This is a genomic window from Thermostichus sp. OS-CIW-31 (assembly GCF_054060305.1).
The window spans coordinates 62,863-76,683 of sequence record NZ_JBSSDA010000012.1 but is presented as its reverse complement, the minus strand read 5'-3'; the positions used below and the strand labels follow the sequence as shown (position 1 = coordinate 76,683).

The following is a 13,821-nucleotide window of genomic DNA, read 5'->3' as shown; positions in this document are numbered from 1 at the left end:
GCAGTAGGCTTCCCTCTGCCTGGGCAGGAACTAGCGATAAGGCTGCAGGGATTGCAGCAGGTGGAGCACGGTGAAAATGCCGATACCCAGCAGGACGACGGATCCCACCAGGTAGCTGCTGGCATTGGAGCGCTGCTCTTCCAAGAGGGCTTCAGGGGATTTGGGGGCAATCATAAACCTTTCCCCAGAAAGGGGTTTTCGGATCACGGGATCCCCTGCCTCAAAACGCACCTGCCCCATGGTAAACGCCATCGCATCCACCGGAATCACCCATTCCTTATAGATAAAAGCTCGGGTGGAGCGATTTTCTGTTCTCACTCCGGAAAGGTAGCGCTTGAGATTGAAGTTGAACCGGCTGGGCCCTTTTCCTGGAAAAATATGCTCATCCACAACCGACATAGCCTCTATCTCCGCACCTGTGGGATCCACCCTCACCCTTCCAGTTTCGTCTTCGATGAAAAAAGGGATCTGGCGAACCACCGAGTGAAGGGTTTCGTCTCTCGTTCTCGTCTCTCTTTCAAGGAGATATTCCCGACCTGTGCTCGGATCGTAATACACGTTGGCGTAGTGTTTTTGGGGAGAGCTTACTTCGGAAAACGGCGATTTTTGAGGATAGCCTGGAGAGCCAAGCTGCTGGGGGTAGTCGGGGTAACCAGGCTTTTTCTGGAAAGAACCGGAACCGGGGTAGCCAGGGTTGGGCTTTTGTGGAAAAGAATTAGAGTAGTCGGGATCAACCCTTTTCTGAAAAGAACCGGAGTCAGAGTAGCCCAAGCCGGGCTTTTTCCCGACCATCTCCCCCGGATAGGATTTTGCTCGGGATCCCAAGCGTAGAGCGTTCTGATATTCGCCTTCGCTGATCCGTTCGCTATACGCTACATCGCCTTGGCTATTCAAATACCTTCGATAGCATTCGATCTCGTCATACTCCCAAGAGATCTCAGACTTGTAGTAGACGCAAGGCTGTCGCGAAAGTTCCGATACCAAAGGCCGATCGCACACAACCCTGCCGTAAACTTGAGCCAAGTTTGCTCCTTTTGCCTGGGGGTTGGTCTGACCGAGATGGCGAAGCTCGGCTATCTTGAGCAACCGAGTTGCAGAGAGCTGTTGAACCAACCTTTGGGAGCGCAAATACTCAACAAACGAAAACAGAGAGGCAGGAAGACAAAGCAGACCAAGCAGCATCAGCCAGTTCATAAAGGCCTTCCTTTCCGGGGGTGGGAGTGAAGTTGGCCTCATGCTAGCAGTTACCTGTGAAACAGGATTTAAGAGAAGTTTAAGGCAATCCCGAATGCGGGCAGTTCCAAACTTTACCAAGAAGCTAGGCCTGAAGCCCCGCCCTTCCAGGACGGCTTTTGCCCTGTTAGACCTGCGATAAGATACACCCACGCTGGTCAGAGAAGCCAAACTCCTCAACGCCACTCCAGCGCAGTACCAAGCCTTGGATGACAGAGTACACCGGCCAGGTGGTGGGGCTGGATGTGGGCGACAGCAGTGGGCAAGCTGTGCCGTGTCTCCAGTTTTTGCGTCGTGCCGAAAGGAGATTGAAGCAACAGCAAAGAAGACTGAGCAGAAAGTTAGGCCCACGGCCCGCTGGCGTGAATAGGAAGGGGGTAAAACCTCAATACAGCAACTACCACAAGTAGAGGAAGCGGCTTGGCGAGGTACACTTCAACCAAATCAAAGTCTGGCGCCAGCGTAGAGACCGGGTTATTGAGCTAGCCCAGTGTGTGGGAATGTCTCACGACATTGTGGTTTATGAGGACTTGCAGGTGCAGAACTTGGTGAGAAATCACCACTTGGCCAAGTCTTTCACGCTAGCGGCGCGGAGCGCTTGGGGGAACGACTGGGGAGATAGGCACCGCCGTCGTGGAGGGGAAACCTGATACAGCTAAGTGCTGTCGCAGAACCAGGAACCAGAATCCTTGCTCTTTGGGGCGGGGGGCATGTCAATCGCGCAACACGTAGCCTACCCCGCGCACCGTCTGGATAAGGCGCTTCTCCCCTGGGCCTTCGATCTTGAGGCGCAAGTAGCGAATATAGACCTCGATGATATTGGAGTCGCCCGTGAAGTCGCAGCCCCACACATGCTCTAGGATCTGTTGGCGGGTGAGCACCTGACGGGGGTGTTCCATCAAGTAGCGCAACAGGTCGTATTCTTTGGCCGTCAGCTCCACCTGTCGCTCTCCCCGGTTTACCTCCCGCGTTACGGGATCCAGGGTCAGATCCATGAACACCAACTGGCCGTCGCGGGATCGCCTTGGCTGCCGCAAATAGATCCGTATCCGAGACAGCAGCTCCTGAATGCTGAAAGGCTTGACCACGTAATCATCCGCCCCAGCGTCCAAGCTTGCTGCCCGATCCGCCACCTCATCTCTGGCGGTCATCAACACCACCGGCACGCGGTTGCCCGTTGAGCGCAGTCGCCGACAAATTTCCAAACCTGAGATGCCGGGCAACATCCAGTCCAACAGCACCAAGTCGGGGTTTTGGTCGCAGGCTGCCCTCAACCCGGCCATGCCATCGCTGGCTACGCTGACTCGATATCCCTCACAGGTCAGCTCCGTTTCCACAAAACGAGCCAGCTTAGCTTCATCTTCGATCACCAGGATGTGGGCAGAAGTGGGTTCAGGCTCTGGCATACGCTCTCTTGCTGAATCCAAGGAAGACGCCGAAAAACTTGCTCATTGCCCCCAAGCATATCTCAACCGTATGGATTGGCAGTCGAGATGACTGAATCCGTCCTAGCCTGCAACAGCCTTGTGGAATTGCCTGGGGTTGATATCAGCAAGTGCTTTGAGTTATTCAAAAGGCATTCATGTACCTTATCACCATGAGTATCCTAAGCCATGACCCTCTCTCCTGTTCGGCTCACCCCGCCCCTACCTCCCATTCGATGGGAAAAACTGCCGGAAGACTTTCCCTTGCCGGATGAGCCTGTGGAAAGCACCTTACAGCCCCTTTTGGCTGCTGCTCTGCGTGAGGCATTGGAACTCGCTCAGATGATCCCTGCCCAGGCTTTGATCGCCTCCAACTTTGGCCTTTGCAGCACTGTCGGGGACAAGGTGGTGGTGAAAGCCCCCGACTGGGTTTATGTGCCCGCAGTACAGCCGATTCCCGAAGGAGAGATCCGCCGCAGCTATACCCCACACCTAGAAGGGAATCCCCCAGCGATTGTGATGGAATTCATCTCCGAAACCGAGGGCGGCGAGTACTCCATCAATCCCCACTATCCCTATGGAAAATGGTATTTCTACGAGCGCATTTTGCAGGTGCCTGTCTATGTAATCTTTCATCCCAAAACCGGTGAGCTGGATGTCTACCGCCTGGAGAATGGCCGCTATACCCCTGTATCGGCGGATGAAAACCGTCGCTACTGGATCCCGGAGATTGGCTTGTTTTTGGGGGTGTGGCGGGGACAAAAAGCCGAGACCAAAGCCAACTGGTTGCGGTGGTGGACTGCCGATGGGAATTTGCTCCTATGGGGAATCGAACAGGTAGAGCAGGAGCGGCAGCGGGCCGAACAGGAGCGGCAGCGGGCTGAGGCGGCAGAAGCAGCCCTCGAACAGGCCCGTCTGGAACAGCAGCGCCTAGCCGCGAAATTGCGGGAGTTGGGCGTGGATCCCGAGGCAATAGCCGATTGAGGGCTCTCCTAGTAGGTGCGCCCGCGCCAAGAGCGGGGCCGGCTGAGGGCAGATAGGATTATCCGCAGAACGGCCAAGGGATCCGCCAGAGGCGACATCCAGAACGTCCAAGGGGGATCCTGATAGGAGCCGCGAATGCCCAGCAGTACACCTAAGCGCAGAATCAGTAAGCCTAGGTTAAGCCCCAGCAGCACCTGCTCCGTCAGGGAAAAGGGAAACCCCATCCCGGCTTTGCCCAACAGCCCTACAACCACCGGCCCAGGGATCCCTTGGGTGAGGACGAGGAGAGCTATATCCCCCCACAACTGGGCCACAGGGGTGGCATCTTTCAAATCGAGGGATCGGCCCCACTCTCGCCAAGTTTCGCCAAAAGAAGTGTACATGCGCACCTTGAGCAGGTGCCGACCGTCGTAAAAAGCTACTTTAAAGCCGGCTGCCGCAATCTGCCGCACCAAGGTGACATCGTCACAGAAGGAGGCCCGCGCCAGCGTGTAGCCGTTCATGGCTTCCAGCACCGACCGGCGCACTAGCATACATTGCCCATTGGCCATCGTCCGTTCCGGCAGGGTGGCGGTGTCTCCGGCTGCCCCGTAGCGGTAGATCAGGGTCACCAAAAGAGCCGGTTGCAGCCAGCCTTCCCCCCAGTGCTGCAAGATAAACTGCGGTGCCAGGGTGATCAGGTCGAGCCTTTGGGCCTGGGCAGTTTCCAGCAGGCGCTCCACCAATCCTGGCTGGGGACGGGTATCGGCATCAATGCCCAGGATCCACTCAGAGGCCGGATCCGACTGGAGAAATCCATAGTGCAAGGCCCAGGGGCGGCCCACCCATCCGTTGGGCAAGGGATCGTCGGTTACCAGACGGAAGCGCGGATCCCGCTTGGCCATCTGCAGCACTTTTTCGGGGGTGTCATCTTGGGAGCGGCTGTCCACCACCAGCACCTCTCGCAGGACGGATCCCTGTTGGTGTAATCCTTCTAGGCAGGGATCGATGCGTTCCGCTTCGTTGAGAGTAGGCAGCAACACGCTGACCAAGCCCGGCTGCAAAGGGATCCCCGGCTGACCGGGAGGCAGAGGGGAAGGGCGCCGCAAAGAGGGCAGCAGCCGCGCCAGCAGCACCGCCAGCATCGGCACTTGCATAACCAATAGACTCAGGGCGGCAGCATCTCCAGCCCAGGCAGGGATCCCGTTCATGCCAGTTCTAACCTGTAAGGGAAAAGTGTCCAAGAATGCTTGCAAGAGAAGCCCAGGGAAGACAAACTCATACTCATGGTGATTTAGCAACTCAAAATCAGTTTGGTTCCATCGTGCCTGTGCCCATCCCCCCTCAAACCTGACGGGCTTTTCATGGATGTCTTCATCCAGCTCAGCCACAAGGGATCCCCTGTTACGGTTGTGAAATTGCACAGTGAAAGGCTCAACGCCGCGATTGCCCGCGAGGTACGGAAAGAGCTAAGCCAAATTCTCACCGAGAAACCGGGGCATTTCTTGTTGGATCTTAGTCAGGTTAGCCTGATCGACAGCATGGGGTTGTCGGTTCTGGTTTGGGCGCATCGCCATTGCCGCGCTTCGGGCTATCAACTCAAGTTCTGCAGCCTGCAGGAGCAGGTCAAGCTGCTCTTCGCCATCGTCGGTTTGGATACCATTTACGAGATCTACCCCTCTGTAGAAAAGGCACTTGAGTCTTTTCCGTAGCTCTCCCTATCGGGTCAACTGAGAACCGTCAGGGATCAGCTTCTCAACACCTGGATTAGCCTAACGGTTGAAAACCTGCTCAGGGGGAGGGGTTGCTGTTTTGGTTCTCGACCGTCTGGGGCCGGTTCACCTGAGCATAAATCTCTGCTTGCTGCTGGATTTGCTCCCGAACTTGGGGCGGGGCCAGCCGGGCTGCTTGCTCAAACAGCTCAGGCGCTTTTGCCCGTAGGTTTTCATCGGTGGCGGAGCTGAGGGCTATGGCTTTGCCCAACACGGGGGTGAAATCACTGGGATCCGCCGCAATCAACTTGTCGTAGAGGACTACAGCTTTCTCAGTCTGGTTGTTGCGGGCGTAGACAAAGGCCAAGCGCAAACGTACATCATTATCTTCCGGCACTTCTTCAAGATGCTTCTCCAGCAGGGCAATGGCCTCAGAGGTGCGGCCCAGGGTTAGCTGCACATCCACCAACTGCTGCAGCACCTGGCCATCTTTGGGATCCCCCTCGTAAAGGATCTGGAGCTGTTCTAATGCCCCTTCAAAATCCCCCGTATCCTGCTGGATTTCGGCCAAAAAGGCTCTCAGTTGCCGATTTTCGGGCTCCAGTTGTACCAGCTTCTTCAGCGGCTCGATTGCCCCTTGCGGCTCGTTGAGCTGCAGCTGGGTGTCGATCAACCCCCGCAGGGCAATGGGGTTATCCGGCTCCCGCTCCAGCACGACGCGATAGCCGTCCGCCTGGGCCCGCAGTTGCTCGGTTACCAGGCTGGCCTCTGGAGATTCGGAAGGCCCGAGGGCCTGGAATAGCGGGCCAAAGGAGAAGCCCAAGAAAGTTACCGTGCCCACCACCAGCAGCAAAATGTTGAGGAGCTTGCGGGCTGGGGATTCTTGGGGTTTGGACTGAGGCATAAAGGGCTCGCGCAGAAGACTCCTCTGTACTCTATCATCGGCGCCGGGGCAGGCTGCGGGGTGAGGTTACCCAATACCCAAAACTTTTGAAAACAGCATCCAAGGGGAGGGCAATGCCGTACTGAATTTAGGTAGTGCTGAATCTTTTTGCCACCCCTCACTCCCTCTTAACCATGCGGATCACCTGTTACCCCGACAACCTCACCTTGGAAGCCAATCCCCTGCTCACGGTTCTGGAAAATCTGCTCAAGGCGGGGGTGCGCCATGTCCATGCCTGTGGGGGCAATGCCGCCTGCTCCACCTGTCGCATCCTGATTTTGGAAGGCAGCCAAAACTGCCGCAGCATGACTCCTGCCGAGAAGAAGTTAGCTCAACGGCTAGACCTTCCTGTGCATATTCGTCTGGCCTGTCAAACCCGCATCACTGGAGATGTCACCCTGCAACGGCTGGTGATCGATAAAGCAGATGTGGAAGTAGCTCAACATCAATTGCAGGCCCATTCGGTCGGCAGCCAAGTCACCGCCGCCATTCTCAGCGCTTCCCTGCGGGGGACGGCCAACTTCGACGAGGAGAACTTTCCCTACGATGTTGTCTACACCTTGGGTCGCTACTTCGCCCAAATGGGGGCCTTGGTGCAGCAATATGGGGGAGCATGCCTCTAACCCCCAAAACCCTGAACTTTGCTGAATTTACTGAGCTTTAGGCGGTTTGGCAAAAGTCATTGAGAGGGATATAGTAGACCAAGTTTCCCCCTGATCCTTGAGTCCACCGCAACGGTTGCCGGGAAGTGAAGGGGGAAAGCGCTCGGGGGGTATTCCTCAGGGCTTTGCGGGATACCGCCTTCCTGCTCAGAGATAGGCAGGATGCGATCGCTTCTTTCCTGAACCATGTTCAGGAGAGTTCAGCGTGAATGTATCAGTACTGGCCAACCAGAGCGGGCTGAGAAGTCTGGCTTTGTTTGGTCTCAAACAACCCGAGCTGGCCATACAGCAGGCGCTGCAGGCGGGGTTGGCGCTTGGGCAGTCGGTGGTGGAGTTGAACAGGTGTTTGCGGCAACTCTCCTACCCGCAGGTCAAGCTTGCCATCGGGATCCACTACGGCCCAGTCCTTTTGCTGCCCCTCGATCCCCAAGATCCGCAGCGGTTGTCCGCCTTCGGGAAGTCGGTTCAGTTTGCCACCTGGCTGGAGTCGGTTGAGGATGTTTCGCAAGGGGGGGAACAGTCTGAGGAACAGAGCTCCCGGTTGCTCATCTCGGCAGCCGTGTATCGAGCAGTGGAAGGGCAACTCCTGCAGGTGGAGCCTCTTTCGGTGAAACCTTTTCCCAACGCCAAACCCATCCGAGTTTACAGGGTGCACCCTGACCAAGTTAGCTTGCCGGCTGGCGAGGAGGAAGCTCCAGAAGCAGCCAAGCCCGAACCGATTGGATGGCTGGAAGCGCTCCGGGAATGGCTACAGGCTTGGTCTCGTTTTTGAGGGATCCCTTCAGGCAAAAACGCCATCCCTTTGCTGAACTTGGGCCTGCAAATAGGGGATCCCCATCCGGTGGCAGTAGTCGCCGAAGCTCTCGCCAGGACGGCGCTCCTGCTTGTAGACCTGCAGGAGAACTCTCATGAGCGGCACGATCTGGCTGATGTGTACCCGATCCTGAAACACTTGCGCCAGGCGATCCCCCTGCGGGCTGGCTCCCAGCCAAATCTGGTAGTAGCCATCGGGGGCGGATCCCACCAATCCCAGCTCGGCCAGGTAGGGTCGGGCACAGCCGTTGGGGCAGCCGGTCATGCGTACCAAGAAGGGCGAATCTTGCAGATCCAGCTCCTGCAACAGCCGATCCAACTGGCGCACCAGCCCTGGCAAAGCTCGCTCCGACTCAGTAATGGCCAAGCCGCAAGTGGGCAGCGCCGGACAGGCCATCGACAGCCGCACCAGTTGAGGGATCTCTTCTTTGGAGAGCACCCCGTGGGATTTGAGGATCTGGTTGATGGCATCCCGCTGCTGCTCCGCAATGTCGATGAAAAGTAAATCCTGAGTGGGGGTCAGCCGCACGTGCAGAGAAAAGGCTTCCACAATCCGGCGCAGTGCCGTCTTGAGCTGTCGCTCTGGGGTGTCCTGGATGCGGCCATTTTCAATGGAGATGCCCAAAAACCAACGGCCATCCCCCTGCTCGTGCCAGCCTAGGTAGTCGTCGCTGTTGGGGACAAACTTGGGCATGCGCCGGAAGGGCAATAACTTCTCCCCCAGGTACTGCTCGACCACACGGCGAAACTTGCGGATCCCCCAGTCTCTCACCAGATACTTCAGCCGCGCCTGCTTGCGATCGTGCCGGTTGCCGTAGTCCCGCTGCACCGCCAAAACGGCCTGGCAAACCCGATACACCGATTCCGGCGGGGCAAAGCAGAGCTTTTGGGCCAAAAGGGGCTGGGTTTCTTCCTTGCCGTGGGTACGCCCCATGCCCCCACCCACCACAATGTTGAAGCCCTTGAGGTTGCCCTTGCGGTCGGTGAGCACAATCAAGCCCAGGTCCTGGGAGTACACATCTACCGTGTTTTCCCCAGCTACGGTGATGGCTGTCTTGAACTTGCGGGGCAAATAGACGGGGCCATACAGGGGTTCTGGGCCCTCTAACCTCACCCCGTTGCCGACAAACTTCTCGGCTTCCACCACTTCCTCATCCACTGGTGGGATGGGAACCGGCTCGCCATCCACCCAGATCTCGTAGTAGGCAGAGGTTTTTGGAGCCAACAGATCCGCCAGCTTGCGGGCATACTCTTGGGCATAGCGATAGGCAGGGCGATTTTTGTAGGGGGCCACCGGTGCCATCACGTTGCGGTTGACATCGCCGCAGGCGGCCAGGGTGGATCCCATCTGTTTGAGAATGCTGGCTATGGTGGCCTTGAGGTTTTTCTTGAGGATCCCGTGTAGCTGAAACGTCTGCCGCGTTGTGGCTCGCAGGGTGCCATTGCCGTACTCATCGGCCAGCCGATCCAGGGTCAAGTAAAGCTGGGGGGGCACGTGTCCCCCTGGGATGCGGGTGCGCAACATCATCGAATAGGCCCGCTCCAGCCCCTCCTGCTTTCGCTGCTGCCGCCGATCCCGGTCGTCCTGCTGGTAAGCCCCGTGAAACTTCAGCACCTGCACCGCTGCTTCGCTGAAGTGGGTGGTGTCTTGGGCCAGCTCCTGCTGAAGGGGATCCCGTAGAAAGTGGCTGTCTGCCTTGATCTGCTCCACCTTGGAACGCTTGGCCTCGGATGGGATCATGGGGGGCATTGATAATCTCCAGTAAACCGGTCGGAATACTTGTGAATAACAGGCTATCACCTCCTTTGAAGAGCGTCCAGTTGGAAAAGTCAGCCTCTTATCCGGGTTTTGTTCCAAACCCGCAAAGCTTGTCATTTGAGTCAGCTGGAGATGTCGGCGCTGCTAGCTGGCCAGGGCTAGGCGGGCACCGTACTCCTGCACCGACCACAGTTGCCAGGCACAATTCCCCTGCAGCTCCAAGACCAAGTCGTGGTAGGCCAGGAGGGTGGGGCGATGCCCAACGCTGATGTAGGTGGTGTTCAGGTGTTGCAGCTGCAGGTAGAGCAGTTTTTCGTTGGCCACATCCAGGGCGCTGGTGGCCTCGTCCAAAATGGCGTAGCGGGGCTGGGTGATCAAAATGCGGGCAAAGGCAAGACGCTGCTGTTCCCCTAGGGAGAGAGTGCTGGCCCAGTCTTTCTCCACATCAAAGCCGCCCACCCGCTCCGGCAAGTCTCCCAGGTTCACCTGGGCCAAGACTCGGATGAGATCTTCATCGGTGAGGTCTCGGCGGCGTTTGGGATAGAGCAGTTGATCCCGCAGGGATCCCAGCAGCATATAGGGTTTCTGGGGCAAAAAGAGCATCTCCTGAGTATCTGGGCGGGCGATGGATCCCTGGCCGTTGGTCCATAGGCCGGCAATGGCCCGCAACAGGGAACTTTTGCCGCTGCCGCTAACACCGACAATCAAAAGCCGCTGGCCGGCTTCCAAGGCGAAGGAGAGATCCCGCACCAGGGTTCGTTCTGAATTGGGGGTGAGCAAAGTGACGTGGTTTAGCGCCAATTGCTGGGCAATGCGAGTTTGAATGTTGCTTTCCCGAGCGCCGGTGTGGCGCAGCGCCGGATCTTCCAGAGACTCGTGAAAGGAGCCTAAGCGGTTGATCCCAGCGGCAAAACTGGAAATGCTTTGAATCTGGTTGGCCACAATGGAGAGGGCGCTCAACACCTGGCTGAAGGCAATGGTGGCTTGGGTAATGGTGCCGAAATCTCGCACGCCGCTGAAGTAAAGGGGGGCGACGATGACATAGGGCACAATGCGGGTGAAATAGTTGTAGGCGTATTGGAAAATATCGATGATGGCCTGCCAGATGATCAGCAAATTAAAATTGCGCAAGGCCGCACCAAAGCGATGCAAAATTTGCCTGAGTTCTTGATCCTCTCCCTGGTAGAAGGCAATGGACTCGGCATTATCCCGCACGTGCACTAAGCTGTAGCGAAAATCGGCTTCGTAGCGCAGTTGATCGAAGTTAATTTTGATCAGCTTGCGACCAGCCAAAATGGCAATGGCGGTACCAATGGTGGCATAGACCACCAGCCCCAACGCCAACGGACGAGAAATGCCATAGAGAATGCCAGTAAAAGCATAGAGGGTGAGAATCGAGTCGAGAATGTCCAACAGGAAGGAGAGGGTGGTGCCAGTAAAGGAGCGAACATCCTCGGAAATGCGCTGGTCGGGGTTGTCGATTTCGGTGTTGGCGGCGTTGGAATCCAGCTCGTAATAAGCCCGCTGATCGAAGTAGCGATCCAGAAAATGATCGGTCAGCCATTCTCGCCAAAACAGCCCTAGCTTGAGGCGAGTGTAGCGGTAGATCACCAAAATCGGAATGGCTGAGATAATCAGCACTCCATAAATAATCAAAAACTGCCAGAAAGTGGGCTCTTCTTTTTGCTGCAGAGCTGTGTCGATAAACCGAAAGATAAAGCTAATCATCACGTTCAGCCGGTTGACCGTCAGCGACAGAAACAGCAAAAAGGTGAGCAGCACCCACTGCAACCAGCGCTGGCGAAGCTGCCGCCACACTGCCCCAAAACAAAGGCTGCTCAAAGCCAAGCTGATCGCGGCTACCCACAGCACCGGCGAGGACAAGTTTCTCTCCGTTTGGGCCACCAATCCGGCTGCCACATTGGTAAAAAACTCTGGGAACAGGGCCTGACCGACTAAAGTCACCCCAATCTCCACAAAGAACATCAGGGCAACCACAAACACCATGGCCGCTGCCAGCAAGCCCAAAAAGATCCAGCCCCCATAGCGCACTCTGGGGTAAAAGTAGGGCTGGGCCACGGTGATAAACCGATCCCACAGTTTGCGGTCGAAGTTAAATTGAGAGGCTTGGGATTCCATTTTTGCGGTCGGCGGAGAGAGCAAGATCGACATCTCCCAGGCTAGCAGGCCATGGGTGCCAATCTGTGTTCAATAGGAGCAAATTCCATTGGGGGTGGAACAGGTTCGGTGTCTCTTCAACCTTGCAACCGGTTTTGCCAAGCCGATTGGGCCGCCAGCCACACCGTCTGAACCGGCACGTGAAACTCCTGGGCGCGGGCCACACAGTCGCGAAACTCCGGCTGAGCGTTGACGATGCGGCCATGGTGGCGGGCTACCTTGATGTCTACCAGGCCGTAAGGGGTTTCCACCCGCTCAATGACCCGCTCCAGCAGGGTGCGCTGCTGTTGGAAGTGGCGAATGCCCAGGGTGGTGGTCTCCCGGAAGATGAGATCTTGACACTCCGGCACCCGATCCGGCGGACAGATGACGGTAAGCAGGATCCCCGGCCGCCCCTGTTTCATGGTGATCGGCTGGGTAAACGCGTCCCAGGCCCCGAGGGCCAACAACTGCTCGCAGGTGTAGGCAACCACTTGGGGGTTGAGATCGTCGATTTGGGTCTGCAACACCGATACCGTTTCCGTTAGCTCTCCCCCATCGGCTTCCCCAATCCACAGACGAAACACGTTGGGAATGGGCAGCTCTTGGGCACCGGCCCCACGCCCCACTTTTTCCACCCGCATCGGCGGACAGGGGCCAAACTCTTCCGCCAACGCCACAGCCAAGGCTGCTCCTGTGGGGGTCACCAGCTCGGCTTCCACCCCGTTGCTGAACACCGGCACGCGGCCCATTTCCCACAACTCGATCACCGCCGGCACCGGCACGGCCAATTTGCCATGCTCTGTGCTCACCCAGCCGCCCCCAACAGGATGGGGGGATGACAACACCCGCTCCACCTGCAGCCAATCCAGGCCAATGCAAGTGCCGACAATATCCACCAAAGCATCCACTGCCCCCACTTCGTGAAAGTGCACTTTTTCCACAGGCATCTGATGGACTTTTGCTTCCGCCTGCGCCAACTTTTCAAACACCGCCAAGCTGCGGGCCTTAATGGCTGGGGAAAGCTGGGATCCCGCGATCAAAGCCTGAATCTCTGCCCAATGCCGAGCAGGGGATCCCCCACTCTGGGATCCCAGCACCTCCACCACAGCTTGCAGAGCAGGCTGCCCACACCGCTGCACCCGGCTCACCTGCAGGCTATATTCCCCCTCGATGCCCAACGCCTGGAGCTGACGGTTGAGGTACTCCAAAGGCACCCCGCAATCCAGCAGGGCTCCTAGACACATATCGCCGGCAATGCCCGCCGCACAGTCGAAGTAGGCTATTTTCATGCTGGAGAACTGGGGGTAGCCGCTGCCGCCGGGATGGATGGGATCCCTCTTGATTGTAGGCAGCAACCGGCCTGGAAAAGGCGATGGGAGAAGAATCAAGCTTCTCCAGAGTCGGAAGATTCAGAAGATCGGGCAGCAGATTCCCGCCACTGTTGGATGATGTTGCCCAAATTGCGCCGAAACTCTCCAATGCCCAGCAGGGATCCGGGCTGGGGATCCCAGGAAGCTGAGAACACACCGTAGCTGATGCCCAAAAAACCAAGGCCAAACAAAGTTAGCGACTCCGCCAAGGTGAAGTAAGGGGGCAGAGGAACCACGTGGTTGGTCAAGAGATAGTAATTCACAAAAAAGCTGCTCAGACCTAGCCCCGAAGGGATCCCAGAAAACACCAGAATCCGCCGCACCATCCGCCGGCTGACCTCAGGGGGAATCACGGCAACAGGCTCCTTCTTGGCCGGCTTCTTCTCCACCTCAACAGAGGCGGAGGGGGAGCGACGGCGAAAGGTTTTGGACTGGCGGCTGGATTTGCCCACGAAGACAGATCTCCGATAGCGTTTTGGATGGGCTGCCTACTTTTTCACCCGGATGTTCAGCCGTTCGGCCAGCTCCCGGAAGCGGTCAGGAGAATGCTTGGCGATGTAGTTGAGCAAACGCTTGCGACGACCGATCATCATCAGCAGGCCGCGGCGGGAGTTGAAATCCTTCGGGTTTCTCTGAAGGTGCTGAGAGAGCTGGTTGATGCGATTGGTGAGCAGAGCCACCTGAACCTCGGCAGAACCGGTGTCGGTGTCGTGCAGTCGATAGCTCTCAATGATCTGCTGCTTCTCTTGTTGCAATAAGGCCATAAGATCAAGGGACTGGAT

Annotated in this window: 15 protein-coding genes; 6 read left to right on the top strand and 9 right to left on the bottom strand. The window is 57.2% G+C overall.

The genetic code is table 11. The features are described from left to right. Positions 1-30: 30 nt before the first annotated feature. Complete coding sequence (locus tag ACVWY9_RS08765; protein ID WP_414342134.1) at positions 31-792, bottom strand: E3 ubiquitin ligase family protein; 762 nt, start codon at positions 790-792, stop codon at positions 31-33. A 650-nt stretch (positions 793-1,442) separates the two neighbouring features. Here ACVWY9_RS08765 and ACVWY9_RS08760 point away from each other — a divergent pair. Continuing rightward, the gene (locus tag ACVWY9_RS08760; RefSeq protein ID WP_414351157.1) at positions 1,443-1,643 is read left to right on the top strand and encodes a hypothetical protein; all 201 of its coding nucleotides are present in this window, start codon (positions 1,443-1,445) and stop codon (positions 1,641-1,643) included. A 90-nt stretch (positions 1,644-1,733) separates the two neighbouring features. Continuing rightward, positions 1,734-1,883 carry a hypothetical protein gene (locus ACVWY9_RS08755; RefSeq protein ID WP_187147255.1) on the top strand — a complete coding sequence of 50 codons (150 nt, stop codon included), beginning with the start codon at positions 1,734-1,736 and terminating at the stop codon, positions 1,881-1,883. Positions 1,884-1,946: 63 nt separating this feature from the next. Here ACVWY9_RS08755 and ACVWY9_RS08750 read toward each other — a convergent pair whose 3' ends face one another. Then, complete coding sequence (locus tag ACVWY9_RS08750) at positions 1,947-2,639, bottom strand: response regulator transcription factor (RefSeq protein ID WP_457388096.1); 693 nt, start codon at positions 2,637-2,639, stop codon at positions 1,947-1,949. A gap of 207 nt (positions 2,640-2,846) precedes the next feature. On the opposite strand from ACVWY9_RS08750, the gene ACVWY9_RS08745 reads away from it, so the two are divergent. Beyond that, complete coding sequence (locus ACVWY9_RS08745) at positions 2,847-3,641, top strand: Uma2 family endonuclease (RefSeq protein WP_457388095.1); 795 nt, start codon at positions 2,847-2,849, stop codon at positions 3,639-3,641. 8 nt (positions 3,642-3,649) lie between these two features. Here ACVWY9_RS08745 and ACVWY9_RS08740 read toward each other — a convergent pair whose 3' ends face one another. Continuing rightward, on the bottom strand, positions 3,650-4,831 hold the full coding sequence (locus ACVWY9_RS08740) for a glycosyltransferase (RefSeq protein ID WP_457388094.1): 1,182 nt from the start codon (positions 4,829-4,831) through the stop codon (positions 3,650-3,652). A gap of 153 nt (positions 4,832-4,984) precedes the next feature. Here ACVWY9_RS08740 and ACVWY9_RS08735 point away from each other — a divergent pair, with 153 nt between their 5' ends. Further along, entirely contained in the window at positions 4,985-5,332 is a 348-nt protein-coding gene (locus tag ACVWY9_RS08735; protein ID WP_457388093.1) for an STAS domain-containing protein, read from the top strand. Positions 5,333-5,411: 79 nt separating this feature from the next. Here the strand turns inward: ACVWY9_RS08735 and ACVWY9_RS08730 are convergent, their stop codons facing one another. Continuing rightward, positions 5,412-6,236: a tetratricopeptide repeat protein gene (locus ACVWY9_RS08730; RefSeq protein WP_414332323.1), complete on the bottom strand. Its 825-nt coding sequence runs from the start codon at positions 6,234-6,236 to the stop codon at positions 5,412-5,414. Positions 6,237-6,409: 173 nt separating this feature from the next. On the opposite strand from ACVWY9_RS08730, the gene ACVWY9_RS08725 reads away from it, so the two are divergent. Together ACVWY9_RS08725 and ACVWY9_RS08720 are read left to right on the top strand one after the other, a co-directional pair. Beyond that, on the top strand, positions 6,410-6,898 hold the full coding sequence (locus ACVWY9_RS08725; protein ID WP_457388092.1) for a 2Fe-2S iron-sulfur cluster-binding protein: 489 nt from the start codon (positions 6,410-6,412) through the stop codon (positions 6,896-6,898). A gap of 244 nt (positions 6,899-7,142) precedes the next feature. After that, complete coding sequence (locus tag ACVWY9_RS08720; RefSeq protein ID WP_457388091.1) at positions 7,143-7,709, top strand: adenylate/guanylate cyclase domain-containing protein; 567 nt, start codon at positions 7,143-7,145, stop codon at positions 7,707-7,709. Positions 7,710-7,718: 9 nt separating this feature from the next. Here ACVWY9_RS08720 and ACVWY9_RS08715 read toward each other — a convergent pair whose 3' ends face one another. The 5 genes from ACVWY9_RS08715 to rpsO form a co-directional block, all read right to left on the bottom strand. Further along, complete coding sequence (locus tag ACVWY9_RS08715; RefSeq protein WP_457388090.1) at positions 7,719-9,500, bottom strand: NADPH-dependent assimilatory sulfite reductase hemoprotein subunit; 1,782 nt, start codon at positions 9,498-9,500, stop codon at positions 7,719-7,721. A 153-nt stretch (positions 9,501-9,653) separates the two neighbouring features. Beyond that, positions 9,654-11,681, bottom strand: coding sequence for an ABC transporter ATP-binding protein/permease (locus tag ACVWY9_RS08710; protein WP_457388089.1), 2,028 nt, complete (start codon positions 11,679-11,681; stop codon positions 9,654-9,656). A gap of 83 nt (positions 11,682-11,764) precedes the next feature. Further along, a complete protein-coding gene (gene larC / locus ACVWY9_RS08705) occupies positions 11,765-12,958 on the bottom strand; it encodes a nickel pincer cofactor biosynthesis protein LarC (RefSeq protein WP_457388109.1) in 1,194 nt (397 codons plus the stop codon). Positions 12,959-13,053: 95 nt separating this feature from the next. Continuing rightward, the gene (locus ACVWY9_RS08700; RefSeq protein ID WP_457388088.1) at positions 13,054-13,491 is read right to left on the bottom strand and encodes a photosystem II biosynthesis protein; all 438 of its coding nucleotides are present in this window, start codon (positions 13,489-13,491) and stop codon (positions 13,054-13,056) included. 36 nt (positions 13,492-13,527) lie between these two features. Then, on the bottom strand, positions 13,528-13,803 hold the full coding sequence (gene rpsO / locus ACVWY9_RS08695) for a 30S ribosomal protein S15 (RefSeq protein ID WP_457388087.1): 276 nt from the start codon (positions 13,801-13,803) through the stop codon (positions 13,528-13,530). Positions 13,804-13,821: the final 18 nt, after the last annotated feature.

What these genes read in the sequence shown, in the direction of transcription:
- ACVWY9_RS08760 (WP_414351157.1), top strand. Translation starts at nt 1,443, where the DNA reads ATGACAGAGTACACCGGCCAGGTGGTGGGGCTGGATGTGGGCGACAGC.
- ACVWY9_RS08730 (WP_414332323.1), bottom strand. Translation starts at nt 6,236, where the DNA reads ATGCCTCAGTCCAAACCCCAAGAATCCCCAGCCCGCAAGCTCCTCAAC.
- ACVWY9_RS08710 (WP_457388089.1), bottom strand. Translation starts at nt 11,681, where the DNA reads ATGTCGATCTTGCTCTCTCCGCCGACCGCAAAAATGGAATCCCAAGCC.
- ACVWY9_RS08745 (WP_457388095.1), top strand. Translation starts at nt 2,847, where the DNA reads ATGACCCTCTCTCCTGTTCGGCTCACCCCGCCCCTACCTCCCATTCGA.
- ACVWY9_RS08725 (WP_457388092.1), top strand. Translation starts at nt 6,410, where the DNA reads ATGCGGATCACCTGTTACCCCGACAACCTCACCTTGGAAGCCAATCCC.
- ACVWY9_RS08715 (WP_457388090.1), bottom strand. Translation starts at nt 9,500, where the DNA reads ATGCCCCCCATGATCCCATCCGAGGCCAAGCGTTCCAAGGTGGAGCAG.
- ACVWY9_RS08750 (WP_457388096.1), bottom strand. Translation starts at nt 2,639, where the DNA reads ATGCCAGAGCCTGAACCCACTTCTGCCCACATCCTGGTGATCGAAGAT.
- ACVWY9_RS08735 (WP_457388093.1), top strand. Translation starts at nt 4,985, where the DNA reads ATGGATGTCTTCATCCAGCTCAGCCACAAGGGATCCCCTGTTACGGTT.
- ACVWY9_RS08755 (WP_187147255.1), top strand. Translation starts at nt 1,734, where the DNA reads ATGTCTCACGACATTGTGGTTTATGAGGACTTGCAGGTGCAGAACTTG.
- ACVWY9_RS08765 (WP_414342134.1), bottom strand. Translation starts at nt 792, where the DNA reads ATGGTCGGGAAAAAGCCCGGCTTGGGCTACTCTGACTCCGGTTCTTTT.
- ACVWY9_RS08740 (WP_457388094.1), bottom strand. Translation starts at nt 4,831, where the DNA reads ATGAACGGGATCCCTGCCTGGGCTGGAGATGCTGCCGCCCTGAGTCTA.
- rpsO (WP_457388087.1), bottom strand. Translation starts at nt 13,803, where the DNA reads ATGGCCTTATTGCAACAAGAGAAGCAGCAGATCATTGAGAGCTATCGA.
- larC (WP_457388109.1), bottom strand. Translation starts at nt 12,958, where the DNA reads ATGAAAATAGCCTACTTCGACTGTGCGGCGGGCATTGCCGGCGATATG.